Origin of the sequence: Streptomyces sp. NPDC050988 (genome assembly GCF_044456225.1) — a bacterium.
Classification (GTDB): domain Bacteria; phylum Actinomycetota; class Actinomycetes; order Streptomycetales; family Streptomycetaceae; genus Streptomyces.
Map to the genome: position 1 here is coordinate 191896 of NZ_JBITFQ010000006.1, position 18134 is coordinate 210029.

Sequence of the window (18134 nt, forward strand, 5' to 3'; positions counted from 1 at the left end):
GAGACACACAGCCGCCCGTACTAAGGGGCGGTCCGCGTATCCCCGCTCGGGCCGCCCCTCAAGGACGGAGGGTCCATGGCCGACAATGTCACCTCGCTGTTCCGCACCGGCGCGCACAGCCCCTCGATGGCCGCGCTGGCACGCGAGAGCGGGGAGGCGGGTCCGCTGGACTTCTGCATCCCGTGCAATCCGTACTTTCCCTCGCCCAGGATGATGGACGAGCTGACCCACCGGCTGCGCGACATCATCACGTACTACCCGAGCAGCGCGGACACCATCACCGCCGAGCTGTGCAACCTGCTGCAACTTCCCCCGCAGTGCGTGGCGATGGGCAACGGGTCGACGGAACTGATCACCTGGATCGACCACCTGCTGGTCCGGGAGTCGCTCGCCATTCCCGTCCCCACCTTCGGCCGCTGGACCGACCAGCCGCTGGAGACCGGCAAGCGCGTGGACATGTTCCCGCTCCAGGAGAGCAACGGCTTCGCTCTCGACCCGGCGCAGTACATCCAGTTCATCCGCTCCCGTGGCACCCGCGCCGCCGTCATCTGCAACCCGAACAACCCCGACGGAGGCTTTCTGCCCAAGCAGACGGTCCTGGCCTTCTGTGACGCGCTCGCCGACCTCGACCTGATCGTCATCGACGAGTCGTTCCTGGAGTTCGCCGACGCGGAGAACGAGCCGAGCATCGTCGAGGAGGCGGTGATGCGCCCCAACGTCATCGTGCTGCGCAGCCTCGGCAAGAACTTCGGTCTGCACGGTGTGCGGTTCGGCTACATGGTGGCCAACCCGGGCCTGGCGGGCCGCATCCGCTCGATGTTGCCGAAGTGGAACCTGAACGCCTTCGCGGAGACCGTGGTCTTCATGCTCAAGGACTACGGGGCCGAGTACGTGGAAAGCCTGCACATGGTGCGCCGAGACCGCCTCGACATGGCGCGTCAGCTCTCCACGCTGCCCGGCCTCACGGTCTACCCCTCGCAGGGCAACTTCCTCTTCGTGCGCCTCCCCGTGGGCGCCGAAGGCACCGTGGTCCGGGACCGCCTGCTCACCGAGCACCGGGTCCTGGTCCGCGAGTGCGGCAACAAGATCGGCTCGTCCAGTCGCTTCCTGCGGCTCGTGGTGCGCCCCCAGGAGGATGTACGCCGCCTGGTGTCCGGCCTGGAGTCGGTGCTCTACGGGACCAGGAGGGGAGCCGCCGTGCCCGAGCTGGGCACAGGGACCAGCTACAGCTCGGGTACGGCGGCGGTGGACCGGCTCGTCAGTTCGACCAGCGGGCAGGGCTACCAGGGGATCGCCGCGGCGGCCAACGGAATGGCCGGGCAGCCCCAGCCGCTCACGGCCGCCGCGAACGGAATGGCCGGCCAGCCGCAGCCGCTCACGGCCTCCGCCAACGGAATGGCCGGCCAGCCGCAGCAGTTCGCCGCCGCGGCCAACGCGATGATGGGACAGCCCCAGCAGTTCCCCGCCGCCGCGAACGGGATCCCCGGGCAGCCGCAGCCGCTCACGGCCGCCCAGACCCGTGGCACGACGGGCATGCCGGGAGGGCTGACCGCCGTGAACGCTCAGGGTCAGCCGCAGGGGTTCCCGCAACCGCAGCCCCAGGCCATGCCGCAGCCGGTGCCCCAACCCGTGCCGCAGCAGGCCACCGGCTGGCCGAACACGCCGCCGAACGGCGCCGGCTGGCCGGCCGCCGCTGTCGACCGGGTCGGCTGACCACCGGACCGGTTGCCCGGGGGCCCCGCATCCCGCAACGGGGCCCTCGCCGGCCGGGAGGTCCAGGACCCTCCCGGCCCCGGCACAGGGGGTGCGGGCCCGCGCCCGGAGGGGAGCCGCGGGCCTGCACCTCTTACCCGTACATGGGGTGGTTCGTTGGGTGCGGGTGAGTGGGGGCTGGTCGCGCAGTTCCCCGCGCCCCTAAAAGATTGCGCCGCGCCCCTGAAGCCAACAGGTTGCGCAGTTCCCCGCGCCCCTGGAAGCCGCCCGTTCCCCGCGCCCCTAGAAGCGGGCCGGAGCCCGATCAATAGGCCACAGGCCACCCACCGCTCCAGTTCAGCAGGTTGATCCCGAGCTTGGGCGTGCCGTTGTCCTGGCCGTCGTAGTAGTGGTAGACGATCAGGTCCCCGTCCGAGTCCGCCAGGATCGACTGCCCGCCGGGCCCGATGTACCGCCCGTGCGACTCCAGCACGGGCGTCCCTCCGTTGTTCGTCATCGCGACGCCGCTCTTGTCGTAGTACGGCCCGGTGACACTGGTCGCCCGCCCCACTTTGACCTTGTACGTGGAACCGGTGCCGGCACAGCAGGTGTCGTACGAGGCGAACAGGTAGTAGTAGCCGCCCCGTTTGACGATCGACGGCGCCTCGACGGCCTTCGTGCCGGTAGGGCGGGAGGCGATCGAATAACGCGTCGTGTTCGACGAGAGCTGCTTGCCGGTCGACGGGTTGATCTGGATCATCTTGAGCCCGGTCCACCAACTGCCGAAGGACAGCCACCACTTGCCGTCGTCGTTCACGAAGAGGTTCGGGTCGATGGCGTTGTAGTCGCTGGAGGTGGTGGAGGTGTAGACGGTCCCCTGGTCGCTCCACGAGCCGGGCAGTCCGGTCGGCGAAGTGGCCAGCCCGATGGCCGACTTGTTCGAGCCGAACGTCGAAACCGCGTAGTACATCAGGTACTTGCCGCCGCGGTACGAGATGTCGGGCGCCCACGCCTCGGTGGCGTACGACGACCACCAGCCCGGCTTGGTGCCGAAGGCGTTCCCGCCCGCGCTGAAGGCGATCCGGTTGGCCGAGGTCTTGTGGGCGAGGCCGCCGCCGGTGGCGTACAGCAGGTACTGGCCCGACGAGGTGCGGATCATCGTCGGGTCGTGGACGACGGTCGAGCCGGTGACGGTGCCCGGGTTCGGGTATGCGGACGCGGTGCCCGGGACGAGGGCGAGCAGGACCGCCGCGGGGACGGCGAGCAGGGTCGTTCTGCGGGTCCCGCGGCGGCGCGTGCTGTGGGGGATGCGGCTCACGAGTGGGTCCTCCTGCGCGTGGGGAGGGGGCAGGGTTCGTTCGAGTACTCGAACGACGGTCATCACTTCGAACCGGAAAGTAGAATCGAACATCTTGCGCGTCAACGGTTCGCACAGCACCTCGGGCCACGGGAAACGTCGAAAATGTTTCGGCACCCCAGGCATCCCAGGTGTCTCACAAGCGACTTGACGCCTCGTCACTTTGCCGAACGCACAGCACCCCGACAGATTCCGTTTCTACGGTGCCATGTCCATGACAGAAACATCGATCCGACGTCGAACCGTACTCATCGCCGGTGGCGCCACCGCGGCCACGCTGACCGTGGGAGCCACGGCCCCCGAGGCCCCCTCGGTCACCGACCCGGCCGCCGCGGTCCCGGTGGCCGCCGCGGCCGTCTGCACCCTCACCAAGGAGATGACCGAAGGCCCCTACTACCTCGACGGACAGCTCGTCCGCGCCGATGTCAGCGAGGACAAGACCGGTGTCCCACTGAAACTCACGCTCACCGTCGTCGACGACGACACCTGTGCCCCGCTCGGCAACGCGCTCGTGGAGATCTGGCACTGCGACGCGCTCGGCGAGTACTCCGGGTTCGTCGGTGGCAACGGGCACGACGAGCCGGACAACGGGACGTTCCTGCGGGGCGGGGTACTGACCGGCTCCGACGGCGTCGCCCGGATCACCAGCGTCTATCCCGGCTGGTACCGGGGGCGGTGCATCCACATCCATGTGAAGGTGCACACCGACGTCACGCTGACCTCCGACGGTTCCTTCGAGGGCGGTCAGGAACTGCACACCGGGCAGCTGTTCTTCGACGAGGGGATCACCGAGGACGTGGCGGAGGTCGCCGCGTACGCCGCCAACACGGTGCCCCGGACGACCCTCGCGCAGGATTCCATCTACGACGACGGAGGCGCCGCGTCCGGCCTGCTGACGCTCACCGCGCTGGGCGGCTCGGCCACGTCCGGCTACGCGGGCACGCTGACGCTGGGCGTCGAGACGGGCTGAGCGCCGAGGGGGGTCGGTCGTCTGCGGGCCGGTGGGGGCTGATCGCGCAGTTCCCCGCGCCCCTGAAAGGCGCCGCTTCGCGCGCCCCCAAGGGGCGCGGGGAACTGCGCGGCCCGCCCCCACCGGCCCGCAGCTCACACCACGCCGGAACGGACACCGGTGGCCCCCTCGGCCGCGGGCCGGCTGCGCGAGGCGACCCTCATGCCACACGCATCCACGACCCGCATCTGAAGCGAACCGCACCCGCAGCGGGTCCACACCGTGTGGCCCGCCGCGGTGCCGTGCCGGGACACCACCTGGAAGGGCTCCGCACGGTCGGGCCAGCCGCAGTACGGGCACGCGTCGCCGGCGGGCCGGTCATGAGGGTGGGCGGTGCTGGTCATCTGTCTGCAACTCCTTGTGCGGGTGGTCGGGTGGTGGACCGTCGCGACACCTCCAGCGTGTAACGGGACCTTCGTGTACGTCCAGGTTGACTTTCTGGACCTCACCTTGAAGCGTGGCCTTCATGATTGATCTGCGCCGACTGCACGTACTGCGGGCCGTCGAGCACTACGGCACGGTGACCGCCGCCGCCCGCGCCCTGCACCTCACGACGTCCGCCGCCTCGCAGCAGGTCCGCCAGCTCGCGCGTGAGCTGGGCGTCGATCTGCTGGAGCCCCAGGGCCGCGGCGTACGGCTCACTCAGGCCGCGCGGAGTCTGATCACACACGCCGACGCCATCCAGGCCCGCTGGGACCGGGCCGAACTGGATCTGCGGGCCGACCACGGCGATCCGGCCGGGCTGCTGCGGGTGAGCGGCTTCCCGATGGCGATCTCGGTGCTGCTCGCCCCGATGGCGGCCCGGCTGCGGGACCGCCACCCCCGGCTCTCCGTACGGATACAGGAGGCGGAGGTCCCGTCGAGCTTCGACCTGCTCTTCGAAGGCGAGACCGATCTCGCGGTCGTCGAGGCGACCCCGCGCAACCCGCCGCTCGGCGACGCCCGCTTCGACCAGCAGCCGCTCCTGGACGACCCGTTCGACCTGGTCGTGCCCGACCGTCACCGGCTGGCGGGGCTGCGCCGGGTCGACCTCGCGGAGGCGGCGCGCGAGGACTGGATCGCGCCCGTCCAGGACAGCCCCTGCCGGGTGCACGTGCTCTCGGCGTGCGGTGCGGCCGGCTTCACCCCCGACGTCGTCCACCACGCGCTGGACTGGAACGTGATGGCCCACCTCGTCGCCCACGGTCTGGGGATCGCCCTCATCCCCCGGCTCGCCCATCTGACCCCGCACCTGCCCATCACCCGCGTCCGGTGCACCGGCGACCCGCACCGCAAACTCCTCACCTGCACCCGCGCCGGCGGCCACGAGCGCCCGGCCGTCGCGGCGGCGTTGGGCGAGCTGCGGTCCCTCGCGCCGACGGCGGTGGCGTGACGGAGGCGGGGAGACAGGAACAGCCTTTATGGTTCCGAATTGGAGGTTCGTCGCGGTGGCGCGGGAAGGTGAGTTGAGCGGTGGAGGCGCTGGGGCAGGCGGAGAGTCTCGACGAGCTGCTACGGCTCGTACGGCGGCACGGGAGCCCCGGCGAAGTGCTGCGGTGGCTCGGCCGTCGGATCGGGGCCGACGTCGCGTGGATCGGACACCAGGGCGCGGTCGAGGCGGCGACGGCCGGGTTCCCCCGGCGGCTCACCGACGAACTGCGTGACCAGGTGGCCCGCCTGACCCACGGACGGCTGGCCGCGGCCACCACGCAGGCCGGCGAGCTGGAGGTGCGCCTGGAGGCCTTCGGCGCGCGCGAGCCCCGTCCGGTGCTGGTGACGGCCAGCGCCTCGCCGCTGCCCCGGGAGGCCGTACTGCTGGCGTCGCAGGCCGGTGGCCTCGTCGAACTGCTGGGACGGGCGTCCGAGGGCGACGCCGGCTCACGCGGATACGAGGCGAAGGCGGCGCAACTGCGGTTCGCGGTCCTGACCGCCCTGCTCGCCGGGGACGTCACCCTGGCACGGCGGATGACCACGGGTGACGTACCGCCGCTGCTGAACGCGGAGCGCGTACGGGTCCATCTCCTGCACTGCCCGCCCGCCGACCGCGACCGGCTGGCCAGGACCTATCTGGACTCGTCGGGCTACCACGGCCCGGGGCTGATGGTGAACTGCCCGGTGTTCAAGGAGCAGTTGATCTGCCCCGTCGCCGAGGACCCGGAACTCGGCGGCCGTTTCCAGCAGGGCGAGATGCTGCGCCGGCTGGTCAGGGAGAACCCCGGGTACGCGCTGGGCGTCAGCAGACCGCATCCGCTGGCCGCCACGGGCGAGGCCTACGGCGAGGCCGTGCACGCCCTCGCCGTCGCCCGCAACTCCCCCGACCGGCTGGCCGCCTACCGGGGACGGCCCTCGCTGGTGCACGTGCTGCCCCGCCGGGCGGCCCTCGCCTGGGCGCGCGCCTACCTGGAGCCGCTGCACGACGCCCCCAAGCCCACCGTGGACGTCGTCCGCCTGGCCGTTACGTTCACCCGGTCCGGCGTGGCCCGTCTGCTGCACCTCAGCCGCACCACCGTCACGGCCCACTGCCGCCGGGCGGAGGAGGCCCTGGGCATCGACCTGAACGAGGTACGCACCCGTGCCACGCTCGATCTGGCCCTGTCCCTCGGCCCGCTCCAGCCCGATCCCACCGACGCCGTCCAGCCGGTCGCGCCACCGCTCGGCGAACTCCTGCGCACCGCTCCCGCCACCGCCTGGGCGGAGTCCTTCCTCCGCCCCCTCCACGACACCCGGCACAGCGGTCTGTACCGCACCGTGGAAGCCTGGATCGACGCCAACACCGACGCCCAGCGGACAGCCGCCCAGGTGGGTCTGAGCCGCAACACGGTCCGCACCCATCTGCGCGCCGCCGAACGCCTGCTCAACCGCGATCTGCTGACCACCGGTTCGGGCATCCACGACCTCGTCCACGCCCTGCGCGTCACGACTGCGCACCGTGCACACCCCACGGACGAATCTGGCCACCGTGCACGGTGGTCGCCGAAGCACGCCGCCTCCTAACGTGCTCACTGGAGGGGCAGTCGGCACCGACGCCCCAACCATCCGGTGCGGCGGCGAATGGTCCACGGGGGAGACCATTCGCCGCGCCCGAAGAGAACGCCCCGTAGGGGCGCGGGGAACTGCGCGCCAAGCCCCCACCGGCCCGCACCCACGAACAACCCGCGGCCCCTCCCCCTACACGGCCACGGCCCGCCGCTCCCCCGCATCCCCCTCCAGCACCTTCTCCCTCCGATGCGCCCGGATCGAGTACGTCAACGCAGCGGCCCACACCACATAGACCAAGCCATGGACGACCCCACTGACCACCCCCGACGCAGCGATCCAGTCGCTCCTCAGCAACGTACGCACGTTGGTGACGACGATGACCCCGCCCACCGCGGACCCCAGCACCCGCGGAGGCAGCAACCTCACCAGCCAGGCCGCCACCGGCGCCGCGACCATCCCGCCGAGCAGAAACGCGGCGACCCACCCCCAGTTGAGCCCCTGGGAGCCGAGCGAGAAGAGAAACCCGAGGCTCGCGGCCACGGCCACAAGGAACTCGCTCGTGTCGATGGACCCGATCACCTTGCGCGGCTCCATCCGGCCACCGGCCAGCAACGCGGGCGTACCGACCGGCCCCCAGCCGCCTCCCCCGGTCGCGTCCAGGAACCCGGCGACCAGACCGAGCGGCGACAGGAACCGTTTGCGCAGCGGCTTGCCGAGGTTCCCCTTGGGCAGGCCGCGGAACGTGAACCGGGACAGCACGTACAGCCCGAGCCCCAGCAGGATCAGCGACATCACCGGCTCGGCGGTCCCGGTGGACAGCCCGGACAGCACGGTCGCTCCGAGGAAGGCCCCGACCGCCCCCGGTACGCCGATCTTGGCGACGACCTTCCAGTCCACGTTCCCGAACCGCCAGTGCGAGGCGCCGGACATCAGCGTCGTACCGATCTCGGCGAGGTGGACGGTGGCCGAGGCGGCGGCCGGGTTGGTGCCCATGGAGAGCAGCAGGGTGGTCGAGGTCACGCCGTAGGCCATGCCGAGGCTGCCGTCCACCAGCTGGGCACCGAGGCCCGCCAGGGCGAGCAGTACCAGCGTGCGCATCGTGTCCGTCCCGTCTTGTCGCGTTGTCCCCTCGAAAGGTGGAAGGGACCCACGGGACGGTAGGTGCCGAAGGTGAGGATTGTCTGAGCGGGAGATGAGCACCCCGCACAGACACCCTCACGGGTGCCACGGACAGGTGCCCCGGCCGGAGGGGACCGGGGCACCACAAACCGTCGGACGAGCGGCCGGCGGGCAGACAGCCTTCAGGCGGACCGACCCTCAGACCAGCCGGATCACGTTCCAGGACAGCGGCTCCAGGGCAGCGGTCAGGGTGCCGTCCTGGAGCGTGGTCCCCCGCACGGCCCGCGGAGCGACCCGGTCCGGCTCGGCGAGCGTGTTGCGGGCGTCCGGATCCGCGTCCGCGAGCACGCTGTGCTCGACGACCGACGTCAACTCCAGCCCGTTCAGGGCGACTTCGAGCGGCAGCGCCTCCGTCCGGCTGCGGTTGACCGCGAAGACGGTGACCGAGCCGTCCGCCGCGCGCACGGCGGTGGCGTGCAGCAGGTCGGTCTCCCCGTACTTCCTCGTCTCGTACGTGGGCGAGTCGACCCGTACGTCGAGGACCTCCCCGCGCCCGTACCGCGAGGCCTGCGCGAACGGGAAGAACGTCGTCTGCCGCCAGGCCGGGCCGCCCGGCTCGGTCATGATCGGCGCGATGACGTTGACGAGCTGGGCCAGACAGGCGACGGTCACCCGGTCCGCGTGCCGCAGCAGCGCGATGAGGAGCGAGCCGAAGACGACCGCGTCCATGACGCTGTAGTTGTCCTCAAGGAGGCGCGGGGCCTCCGCCCAGTCCCGCTCGGCGGTGTTCTCGATCGCGTGCCACCCCGAGATGTACCAGACGTTCCACTCGTCGAAGGAGAGGTTGATCTTCTTCTTCGACTTGAGCTTCGCACCGATGTGGTCGCAGGTGGCGACCACGTTCTCGATGAACGACTCCATGTCCACGGCGGAGGCCAGGAAGGAGTCGACGTCACCGTCCTGAGGCTCGTAATAGGCGTGCAGGGAGACGTAGTCGACGAGGTCGTACGTCTCCGCCAGGACCGTCGCCTCCCACGCGGCGAATGTCGGCATGGACTGGCTGGAGGAGCCGCAGGCGACCAGTTCGACGGAGGGGTCGAGCTGCCGCATCGCGCGGGCGGTCTCGGCCGCGACCCGTCCGTACTCCTCGGCGGTCTTGTGGCCGGTCTGCCACGGACCGTCCATCTCGTTCCCCAGGCACCACATCCTGATGCCGAACGGGTCCTTGTCTCCGTGCGCGATCCGCTGCTCGGACAGGGCGGTCCCGGCCGGGTGGTTGGCGTACTCCTGGAGTTCCAGGGCCTCCGCCACTCCCCTGGTCCCGAGGTTGACCGCCATCATCGGCTCGGCCTGCGGGCCGATCTTCTTCAGGAAGGCGATGTACTCGGAGAGCCCGAAGCGGTTGGACTCCGTCGACCGCCAGGCGAGGTCGAGCCGCCGGGGCCGCTCCTCGGCCGGGCCGACCGAGTCCTCCCACTTGTAGCCGGAGACGAAGTTGCCGCCGGGGTAGCGGATGGCGGTGACGCCGAGTTCGCGGACGAGTTCCAGTACGTCCGTCCGCAGGCCCGCTTCGTCGGCCTCGGGGTGGCCCGGCTCGAAGATGCCGGTGTAGACGCAGCGACCCAGGTGTTCTACGAACGAGCCGAAGAGGCGGGGGTTGACTGCGCCGATGGTGAAGGCGGGGTCGAGGGTGAAGCGGGCCTTGTCCTGCATGGTTGCTTTGTTCGCCTTTCGGGGTGGGTGGGTCCTGTTTCGTTGGCGGGTGCGGGTGGGTGGGGGCTGGTCGCGCAGTTCCCCGCGCCCCTAAAAGCGAGGGGCCGACCGGGACGTTCCAGCTCGGGCGCCTCAACTGGAGGAATATGTAAGGGAGTTCACTGGCCCGCGAGGCCCGTGTGGGCCACGCCCGTCACTATCTGGCGTTGGAAGAAGACGAAGACGATGATCAGGGGCAGGCCCGCCATGAGGCCGCCGGCCATGAGCTGGGCCCACTGGATGCCGTAGGAATTCATGACGGTCGCTATGCCGTTCGGCATGGTCATCAGGTCGGGGTTGTTGGTCACCATGTAGGGCCACAGGAAGTTGTTCCAGGACGCGATGAAGGTGAAGATGCCGACCGCGGCCAGGGAGGGACGGGAGAGCGGGAGCACGATGGTGAAGAAGACCCGCCAGCGGCCCGCGCCGTCGATGAAGGCTGCCTCCTCCAGTTCGCGCGGGATGCCCTGGAAGAACTTGTAGAGGATGTAGACCATCGCGGCGGGTGCGCACTGCGGCAGGATCATGCCCCAGTAGGTGTCGACCATCCCCATCTGCTGGACCGTGGTGAAGAGGGGGACACCGAGGACCGCGGGCGAGACCATCAGGCCGGTCATGACCAGGCCCAGCAGGGCGTTCTTGCCGCGGAACTCCGTCCGGGCGAAGCCGTATCCGGCGAGGGCGCTGACGCTCAGCACCACGGCCGTCACGCACACCGAGACGACCAGCGAGTTCACGAACCAGTTGGTGATGTTGCCGGTCTCGAAGATCGCCGACCACGCCTGGGTCGTCCACACCTTCGGCAGCCAGTGCGGGGGTACCTCGACCGCCTCGGTCTCCGACTTGAGGGAGGTGAACAGCGCCCAGACGAGCGGCGCGAGGAACACCGCGGAGACGGCGGCGCCGAGGAGGGTGAGCACGATCTGGCTGGGCGTCCAGGGCCTGCGGGCCTTGGCGCGTATCCGTGCCCCGTCGCCTGCCCCTGTCCCATCGCCTGCCCGTGCCTCGGCGTGCAGCTGTGTGGCGGTGCTCATCGGTCGCCCTCCTCACGGTTGCGCAGCAGCCACATCCGCGCGAGGGCGACGGCCGCGATGATCACGAAGAAGATGATGGAGATCGCCGAGGCGTAGCCGACGCGGTAGCTGGTGAAGCCCTCTTCGAGGGTGTACTGCACGAACGTCCTGGTGGATCCCTCGGGTCCGGGCAGGAAGTCCATCATCACCACGGCCTGGTCGAAGACCTGGAGCGAGGCGAGGATCTGCAGGGCGACAACGAGGCCGGTGATGTTCCGCAGCAACGGCAGGGTGATGTGGACCATGCGGTGCCAGGCGTTGGCGCCGTCCAGCCTGGCGGCCTCGTAGAGGTGCGCGGGGATGCCCTGGAGGGCGGCGAGGTAGAGCAGGAAGCTGAAGCCGACCGTCCACCACAGGGTGCAGACGACGACGGCGAGCATGGCGTACGACTTGTCGGTCAACCACGCCGTCTCGATGCCGAAGACGTGGTTGATCATTCCGGTGCCGGGGTTGAACAGCCACTGCCACAGGTTGGCGGCGACGGTGGACGGCAGCAGGAACGGGGCGAAGAAGCACAGTCGCCAGAGCCACTTGCCGCGTTCGATGTGGTGGGCGAGCATCGCGAGGAGGAAGGCCAGGACCGTGATGCAGGGTACGACCAGGAGCGTGAAGTACGCGCTGTGGCCGAGCGATTCCCACACCAGCGGGTCGTCCAGGGCCTCGCGGTAGTTGTCGAGGCCGATGAAGCTCGTGGCGTCGCCGGAGATGTTGGCGTCCGTGAAGCTGAGGTAGAGGCCGCGCAGCAGCGGCCAGATCACGAACAGCGCGAACAGCACGAGGAACGGGGCGACGAACCAGGCGCCGTGCTGGAAGCCCTGCCTGCGGCGGACGGTGGCGCCGGCCGCGGCGGTCCTCGCACGAGCCGGAGCGATGACGGTCTGTGCACTGGTCGCCGTCATGCGACCGCACCTCCCTGCGCGGCGGTCCTGCCGTCCATCGGGTTCTTCATGGCGAGCAGTTCGGTGAGCGTGCTCCTCATCCGGCGGGCGGCGGCGTCCGGCTTCGCCGAGCCCACCGTCGAGGAGACGACGATCGGGCCGACGCGCTGGGCCAGGATGCCGGTGGACCCGGCGAACCACACCTTCGGCTCGGTGGCCTGGTGGTCCATCGCCGAGACGTACTCGCTCTGCGGGTTCAGCTTCTTGTAGGCGTCCGTGGACAGGGTGGGCGTGTAGGCGGGGATGTGGCCGCCGCCCGCCCACTGCTGGGCGTGCCGGACGATGTAGGCGGCGAGCCGGTGCGCGGCCTCGTTGGCGGCTCCGCCGCGGTCGGACCGGTGCGGCAGGACGAAGGAGTGCGACTCGGCGTGCGTCGCCTGTCGGCCGAAGACGGGCGGCAGCGGGGTCGCGCCGTACTCGATCTTCGCGCCGTCGAAGACCGGCACCGACCAGTTGCCCTCCCAGACGAACGGGCCGCCGTTGACGAACTGTTCGGCGCCCGCACCGCCCGCGAAGCCCGGGTTCACGTACCCGTCGGTGATGTGCCGGCGCAGGAACTCCAGTACCTGGGTGGCCTTGTCGGTGTCAAAGGTGACCTCGGCGTTGGCGTCGTCGAACCACGTACCGCCGAGCTGGGTGTAGAAGGCGACGAAGAACCACCACTGGAAGTTCTGGTCGCTGGACCACATGCCGATGGTCTGCAGGCCCTTCTTGGTGGCCTTCCTGGCCTCCTTGAGCACGTCGAACCACTCGTCGACCGAGGTGACCGGCACGATGCGGCCGTCGTCGCCGAGCAGGCCCGCCTTCTTCAGCACGTCCTTGCGGTAGAAGCAGAGCTGTACGTGGATGTCGAGGGGGAGGGCGTAGAGCGTGCCGTCGATGACGGCGCGCTTCCACAGCTCGGGGTTGAAGTCGGCTTCCCGCACGCCGTACTTGGCGAGCAGGCCGGCGTCCCAGGGGTCCAGGAGCCGGCCCGGCGAGAAGCCGGTGACGCGGCCCAGGTGCATGACGCCGAGGTCGGGCGCGCGGTTGCCCGCCGCCGCCATGGCCAGCTTGGTGTAGAAGGGGCTCCCCCACTGGAGGGTGGAGTCCTTCACGTCGATGCCGGGGTTCGCCGCGCGGAAGGCGTCCAGCATCGCGATCATGTTGGATCCGTCGCCGCCGCTGAAGAGGTTCCAGTAGCGGACGCGGGTGTCAGCGCCGGAGGCGAGCGCGTCCGCCCCCGTGCCGAGCGCGGCGAATCCGAAACTCCCCGCGACCGTCAGCCCGCTCAGTCCCGCCAGGATCTGCCTGCGATTCAGGCCAGGTCGTCCCATACCTTGCCTAACTGTTCGAGATTTCGATGGACGCTCGCAACTTCGAACGGGACCGTAGATAGGAAGCGCTTACTAGTCAATGGTTCGCACAAAAACAGCGGCCCCCGTCCGACGATCGGACGGGGGCTACGGCTGCTTTCCCGGATACTTTCCCGGCTGCTCTACGGGATGCCGGCCGCGGGATGCCGGCCGCGGGATGTCGGCCGCGCGGTCAGCCGGCGAACGCGGGCTGGGGCAGGCCCTTGCCCGCGCCTGGGACGACGAGCACGGACCCGGCGAGCGGATGCGGCGCCTCCAGCCCCGTACGGGCTGTCGTGATGTACAGATCGGTCAGGTCTGCGCCGCCGAACGCGCAGGCGGTGGGGCGCGGCACGGGCAGCTCCACCACCCGGTCCAGCTTGCCGTCCGGGGTGTAGCGGCGGACCGCGCCGCCGTCCCACAGGGCGACCCAGACACAGCCGTCGGCGTCGACGGTGAGGCCGTCGGGGAAACCGTCGCCCTCCTCGACGGCAGCCAACCGGCGCCTGCCGCCGACACGTTGGCCATCGAAGTCGAAGACGTCGATCCGGCGGGTCGGCGAGTCGATGTAGTACATGAGGCGGCCGTCGGGGCTCCAGCCCGTGCCGTTGCTCACCGCCACGTCGTCGAGGACCGTCTCGACCGTGCCGTCCGGGGCGACACGGGAGAGGGTGCCGCCGCCCGGTGCCTCGTCGTAGCGCATGGTGCCCGCCCACAGGGCGCCGTCGGGCGCGACCGCCGCGTCGTTGGCGCGACGGCCGGGAACGACCTCCCGGTGGAGCCACCGAAAGTCACCCAACCCGCTGGAGGACTCCCCGCCGGGCCCGTAGAGCCCCACGCCGTCACGGAGGTTGACGACCAGCCCGCCCCCCACGCGCGGCTTCGCCGCCCCCACATGCTGCTCGGTCGCCATGACCGTGTGACGGCCTGAGACCGGGTCGTACGTGTAGACCCGAGACCCGAGGATGTCGATCCAGATCAGCCGCTGAGCACCGGCGTCCCAGGTGGGACCTTCACCGAGGGCCGCCTCCGCCTGGACGGCCACCTCGTACGCGTACGTCATCCCACGCTCCGGTATCCGAGCCGCTCCGACAGCTCGGCGGCGCCCTTCGCGGCGAGCTGCTCCAGCTCGGCACGGCGCTCGTCGCTCCAGCGGATCATCGGCACGGAGATGGAGAGCGCGGCCACTACCTGGCCCGTGCGGTCGCGCACCGGCGCGGCGACACAGCTGACGTCGGGGTTCGACTCACGGCTCTCCACCGCGATACCGCGGGCGCGGATCTCGGTGAGGGCCTCGCGCAGGGCGGCCGGCTCGGTGATGCTGTTCGGCGTCATCCGGACCAGGTCGGCGTCGTCGGGGATCCGCGAGGTCAGCTCGGGTTCGGACAGCGAGGCGAGCAGCATCTTGCCCACGGAGGTGCAGTGGGCGGGCAGCCGGCGGCCCGCGGCGGACACCATGCGCACGGCGTGCGTGGAGTCGACCTTGGCGATGTAGATGACGTCCGTGCCCTCCAGGATCGCCACGTGCACGGTCTCGTCGCAGGTCTCCGCGACGGACCGGGCGACCTGCTGCCCCTCGGCGGCGAGGTCGAGCTGCTCGGAATAACGGCTGCCGAGCTGGTACGGGCGCACCCCGAGCCGGTAACGTCCCGGCTGACCCGGTACGGGCGTGATGTACGAACGGGCGGCAAGTGTCGTCACCAGTTCATGCACCGTGGTGCGCGGCAACTGGAGCTTGCGCACGATGTCGGGGGCGGAGAGCGTGCCGTCTCCGTCGAGGAAAAGCTCGAGTATGTCGAGAGCCCTGGTTACGGCAGGTACGAGGCGTCCCACAACTGGCCCCCTCCCTTGTGTTCGAAATTTCAACAGACGATCGGCATAGCGAACACAGGCTACTCACACCAGTTACAGCCGGGCAATGGCCTTGCGACAATGGGTGGGCGAGCGGTTACGGCTGGGCGGCCACCTGAGGGCACGCAGTAAACGGGTGGGTGGGCGGGAAAAAATCGGTCAACGCCGGGCGCGGGGGTCTCCCAGTTCCCCCCGAAGCCGCTGAGCCCGAAGCACCAGTTCCAGCTCGAATCGCCGATCCGGGTCATCGACCTCGTCCCCCCAAAGCTCCCGAATCTGCCGAAGGCGATACCGCACGGTCTGGGGATGGACCCCAAGGCGCGCGGCCACCTCGGGAGCCCCGCCCCGCGTCTCCAGCCACGCCAACAGGGTCTCCGCGAGCCGCCGCCCGTGCGTGGGCCCGCAGTGGGCGAGCGGCTCCAGACACCGCAGCGCCAGGTCGTCGATCAGCTCCTCGGGCTGCAGCAGGACCAGCGCCTCCGTGTGCTCGGTGCAGTACAGCACCTCGCCCGGCGGCAGCAGCCCGCGCTCCATCAGCCGCACCGCCGCCTCGGCCCAGCGCAACGACTTCGCCGCGTCGGCCAGCGGGACAGGCGGCCCGATGGCACCCGCCCACCCCGTCAGCGCCCGGTGCAACAGTTCGGGGCGCCCGGCGGCATCAGGCTCGGGCACGACCATCCGGGGCTGCTCGTACTCCATATCCAACAGCACACCCTGTCCGACAGCGGGAGCAACGGCCTCACGGGCGGGCCGCAACAGCACCCCCACCGCGACCTTGTCCGGCAGCGGCCAGCCGATCCGGGCGGCCCGCTCCGAGAGCGCCTCGGCCGGATCGCCCCGGTGGTGCTCGGCAAGCAGCAACTCCATCAACCGCCGCTGCAGACGCAACCGCTCTCCGGCCTGCCGGGCGGCGGCCTCGGCGTATCCGCGTACGGACTGGTCGACCAGCCCGTCCAGATACTCGTAACCGGCGTCGACCAGCTCGTACATCGCGGGCGGCGGAATCTCCACACGCGTCCCGATCTCGGCGAAACGGCGCCAGGCGAGCCGCACACCGAGCCGGTAGATCGCCTGGAGCGAATCGAGGCTGCGGCCGTGCAGACCCTCGCCGCGGCCGAACTCCTGGAACACCTCGGGGTGGACCCGCGGGCGCCCCTCGGCGGTCTCCAGATGCTGGACGAACACCTCGATGGCCCGCCGGATCCCGACCAGCGCCATCGGCTCCCCGGAGTCGTCGAGCACGACGGGCAAATGAGGGTACTCATGACGTATTTCCTGAAGGATCTCCTCGGCGAGTACGGGCGCCTCGGCCATGGCGAGCGCCGCGAACTGGCGCACCTGGAGGCGCGGCACGTCGTGCCAGGCCGAGCGCACGGTGACGGGTCCCCGGCGTAGGGCCATGGTCAGCGCTCCTGGCCGGCCGTCTCATAGGTGATGAGCGGCGTGTTCGGCTGTTCGGGAGTGGCGTCGAGCAGGGCGACGATACCGAGGGCGGCGCCCACGGCGAGTACGGCGGCGGCCGCCACGGTCAGCAGGGCGGCGAGCAGTCTGGGCATCGCGGGTCAGCCTCTCTGTCGGAGGTCGTCCCACCCGAGCGCTCCACCGGGAGCGCCATCCGAAATCTGCGGGCCGTTCACGGCCGATCGTGCAGCTCCCCGCGCCCCTTCCGGAGCACGGCACATCCCCATCTTCACCGGGCCCGTCCGGCGAGCCCCAGTCTCGACAACGCATTGACACTTCGTCAAGGGTGCGCCTACGGTTCCCGCCCCATACCGCACGTGCACCCTCCACCACCGTGCCGGCACAGCCCGTGCCGTGTCACCAAGAGCCCCTGGAGTGCCCGGATGCGCCGTACAACCTCACCCTTCTCACTGGTCATCCTGGGTCTGGGCGTGTTCCTGCTCGTCCTGGCCCCCCTGCTCGCCTGGTACGTCGAGCCACGTGCTCAACGCACGCCCGTCGACATCGACTCGAAGACGGTCTTCACCGGTACGGGCAGCTATTTCGACACGGACGAGATCGAGACCGTCCGCGACAAGAAGATCACCATCACCCGCCAGGTCCGCGGCGATGTGGCCGACAGCGAGAAGAGCGGCCGGGCCGTCTGGGACGTGTCCACCTCCGTGGACACCGCCAAGTCGCTGCCCGCCGCCGACCCCCACGACTCGCTGCAGTGGACCATGGAGCGCTGGGTCACCGACCGCAAGACGAACAAGCCCGTCCACTGCTGCGACGAGGAGCCGTACTACGAGGGCGAGGCGTACCTGAAGTTCCCCTTCGACGTGCAGAAACGCTCCTACATCTGGTGGGACAGCACGCTCGGCTCAACCGTCACGCTGGCGTACAAGGGCACAAAAAAAATCCAGGGTTACGAGGGCCTCCGCTTCACCGGAACCGTCCCCGCCACCAAGACCGGAACCCGACTGGTCCCGGGCACGATCGTCGGCGAGAAGGACGCCGGTCAGGTGCTCGCCGAGGAGTGGTACGCCAACCACGGCATCGAGCTGGTGGCCGACCAGCGCACGGGCCGGATCATCTACGCGGCGATCGGCCCCCGCAAGACGCTCCGGGCCCCCGGCGGCGACAAGGACGCCGTGGTCCTGCTCGACAGCGAGCGAATCGCCTTCACCCCCGAGACCCAGAAGGAACAGGTCGACCTGGCCGACAAGGACAGCGGCCAACTGCGCATGGTGGGCCAGACGTTGCCCCTCGGGACGGGTGTGGCGGGCTTCCTCCTCACACTCGCGGGGGTCGTTTTGGTCGTACGAGGGCGTCCACATCCCGAAACGTCCGAGAGCTCCCAGCAACCGCTCACAATGTGATGAGACGTCAGCTGGATAAAGCCCCGAAATTATCACTTCGGTGAGTAGCCGCATCGAACCAGCGGGCGAAAACTGTCCACCCCACCCGAACACAGCCCGCCCACATCCCCATCACAGATCGGCCCCGCAGTCGCAGTACGAACGGGAGCGGGACGGGTCGGTACGTCGAGCCCGCCGCGTAGGGCTCCTCCAAAAGAGGAGCACCTCCGAAACCCACAGCCGTACACCC

At 70.0% G+C, this 18134-nt stretch carries 16 protein-coding genes; 5 read left to right on the top strand and 11 right to left on the bottom strand.

Going from position 1 to position 18134, the window contains the following annotated elements; all coding sequences use genetic code 11:
• Positions 1-75: 75 nt before the first annotated feature.
• Complete coding sequence (locus ACIBEI_RS16680) at positions 76-1713, top strand: pyridoxal phosphate-dependent aminotransferase (protein WP_398889293.1); 1638 nt, start codon at positions 76-78, stop codon at positions 1711-1713.
• Between the two features lie 304 nt (positions 1714-2017).
• On the opposite strand, the gene ACIBEI_RS16685 is transcribed toward ACIBEI_RS16680, so the two are convergent.
• Positions 2018-3010, bottom strand: a complete 993-nt coding sequence (locus tag ACIBEI_RS16685) for an arabinan endo-1,5-alpha-L-arabinosidase (RefSeq protein WP_398889295.1) — start codon at positions 3008-3010, stop codon at positions 2018-2020.
• 247 nt (positions 3011-3257) lie between these two features.
• Here ACIBEI_RS16685 and ACIBEI_RS16690 point away from each other — a divergent pair, with 247 nt between their 5' ends.
• Complete coding sequence (locus ACIBEI_RS16690; RefSeq protein ID WP_398889297.1) at positions 3258-4019, top strand: intradiol ring-cleavage dioxygenase; 762 nt, start codon at positions 3258-3260, stop codon at positions 4017-4019.
• 134 nt (positions 4020-4153) lie between these two features.
• Here ACIBEI_RS16690 and ACIBEI_RS16695 read toward each other — a convergent pair whose 3' ends face one another.
• A complete protein-coding gene (locus ACIBEI_RS16695; protein ID WP_398889299.1) occupies positions 4154-4402 on the bottom strand; it encodes a hypothetical protein in 249 nt (82 codons plus the stop codon).
• A gap of 122 nt (positions 4403-4524) precedes the next feature.
• Here ACIBEI_RS16695 and ACIBEI_RS16700 point away from each other — a divergent pair, with 122 nt between their 5' ends.
• Positions 4525-5430 carry a LysR family transcriptional regulator gene (locus ACIBEI_RS16700; RefSeq protein ID WP_398889301.1) on the top strand — a complete coding sequence of 302 codons (906 nt, stop codon included), beginning with the start codon at positions 4525-4527 and terminating at the stop codon, positions 5428-5430.
• Positions 5431-5510: 80 nt separating this feature from the next.
• Positions 5511-7031, top strand: coding sequence for a helix-turn-helix domain-containing protein (locus ACIBEI_RS16705; protein ID WP_398889303.1), 1521 nt, complete (start codon positions 5511-5513; stop codon positions 7029-7031).
• Between the two features lie 174 nt (positions 7032-7205).
• Here ACIBEI_RS16705 and ACIBEI_RS16710 read toward each other — a convergent pair whose 3' ends face one another.
• The 9 genes from ACIBEI_RS16710 to ACIBEI_RS16750 all read right to left on the bottom strand — a co-directional run bounded on the left by ACIBEI_RS16710 (position 7206) and on the right by ACIBEI_RS16750 (position 16639).
• Positions 7206-8114, bottom strand: coding sequence for a sulfite exporter TauE/SafE family protein (locus ACIBEI_RS16710; protein ID WP_398889305.1), 909 nt, complete (start codon positions 8112-8114; stop codon positions 7206-7208).
• A gap of 219 nt (positions 8115-8333) precedes the next feature.
• Positions 8334-9848, bottom strand: a complete 1515-nt coding sequence (locus ACIBEI_RS16715) for an alpha-N-arabinofuranosidase (RefSeq protein WP_398889307.1) — start codon at positions 9846-9848, stop codon at positions 8334-8336.
• Positions 9849-10006: 158 nt separating this feature from the next.
• The gene (locus ACIBEI_RS16720; protein WP_398889309.1) at positions 10007-10921 is read right to left on the bottom strand and encodes a carbohydrate ABC transporter permease; all 915 of its coding nucleotides are present in this window, start codon (positions 10919-10921) and stop codon (positions 10007-10009) included.
• Positions 10918-11859, bottom strand: coding sequence for a carbohydrate ABC transporter permease (locus ACIBEI_RS16725; RefSeq protein ID WP_398889311.1), 942 nt, complete (start codon positions 11857-11859; stop codon positions 10918-10920). Before ACIBEI_RS16725 ends, ACIBEI_RS16720 begins: the two co-directional genes overlap by 4 nt.
• Positions 11856-13214, bottom strand: a complete 1359-nt coding sequence (locus ACIBEI_RS16730; RefSeq protein ID WP_398889313.1) for an extracellular solute-binding protein — start codon at positions 13212-13214, stop codon at positions 11856-11858. The genes ACIBEI_RS16725 and ACIBEI_RS16730 overlap by 4 nt, the downstream gene beginning before the upstream one ends.
• A gap of 211 nt (positions 13215-13425) precedes the next feature.
• A complete protein-coding gene (locus ACIBEI_RS16735) occupies positions 13426-14295 on the bottom strand; it encodes an SMP-30/gluconolactonase/LRE family protein (RefSeq protein ID WP_398889314.1) in 870 nt (289 codons plus the stop codon).
• Positions 14292-15065, bottom strand: a complete 774-nt coding sequence (locus tag ACIBEI_RS16740) for an IclR family transcriptional regulator (protein ID WP_269651402.1) — start codon at positions 15063-15065, stop codon at positions 14292-14294. Before ACIBEI_RS16740 ends, ACIBEI_RS16735 begins: the two co-directional genes overlap by 4 nt.
• Positions 15066-15242: 177 nt before the next feature.
• Positions 15243-16484: a CdaR family transcriptional regulator gene (locus tag ACIBEI_RS16745; RefSeq protein ID WP_200398344.1), complete on the bottom strand. Its 1242-nt coding sequence runs from the start codon at positions 16482-16484 to the stop codon at positions 15243-15245.
• Between the two features lie 2 nt (positions 16485-16486).
• Positions 16487-16639 carry a hypothetical protein gene (locus ACIBEI_RS16750; RefSeq protein WP_169801995.1) on the bottom strand — a complete coding sequence of 51 codons (153 nt, stop codon included), beginning with the start codon at positions 16637-16639 and terminating at the stop codon, positions 16487-16489.
• Positions 16640-16927: 288 nt separating this feature from the next.
• Here ACIBEI_RS16750 and ACIBEI_RS16755 point away from each other — a divergent pair, with 288 nt between their 5' ends.
• Positions 16928-17905, top strand: coding sequence for a DUF3068 domain-containing protein (locus tag ACIBEI_RS16755; RefSeq protein ID WP_398889317.1), 978 nt, complete (start codon positions 16928-16930; stop codon positions 17903-17905).
• The last annotated feature ends 229 nt before the right edge of the window (positions 17906-18134 follow it).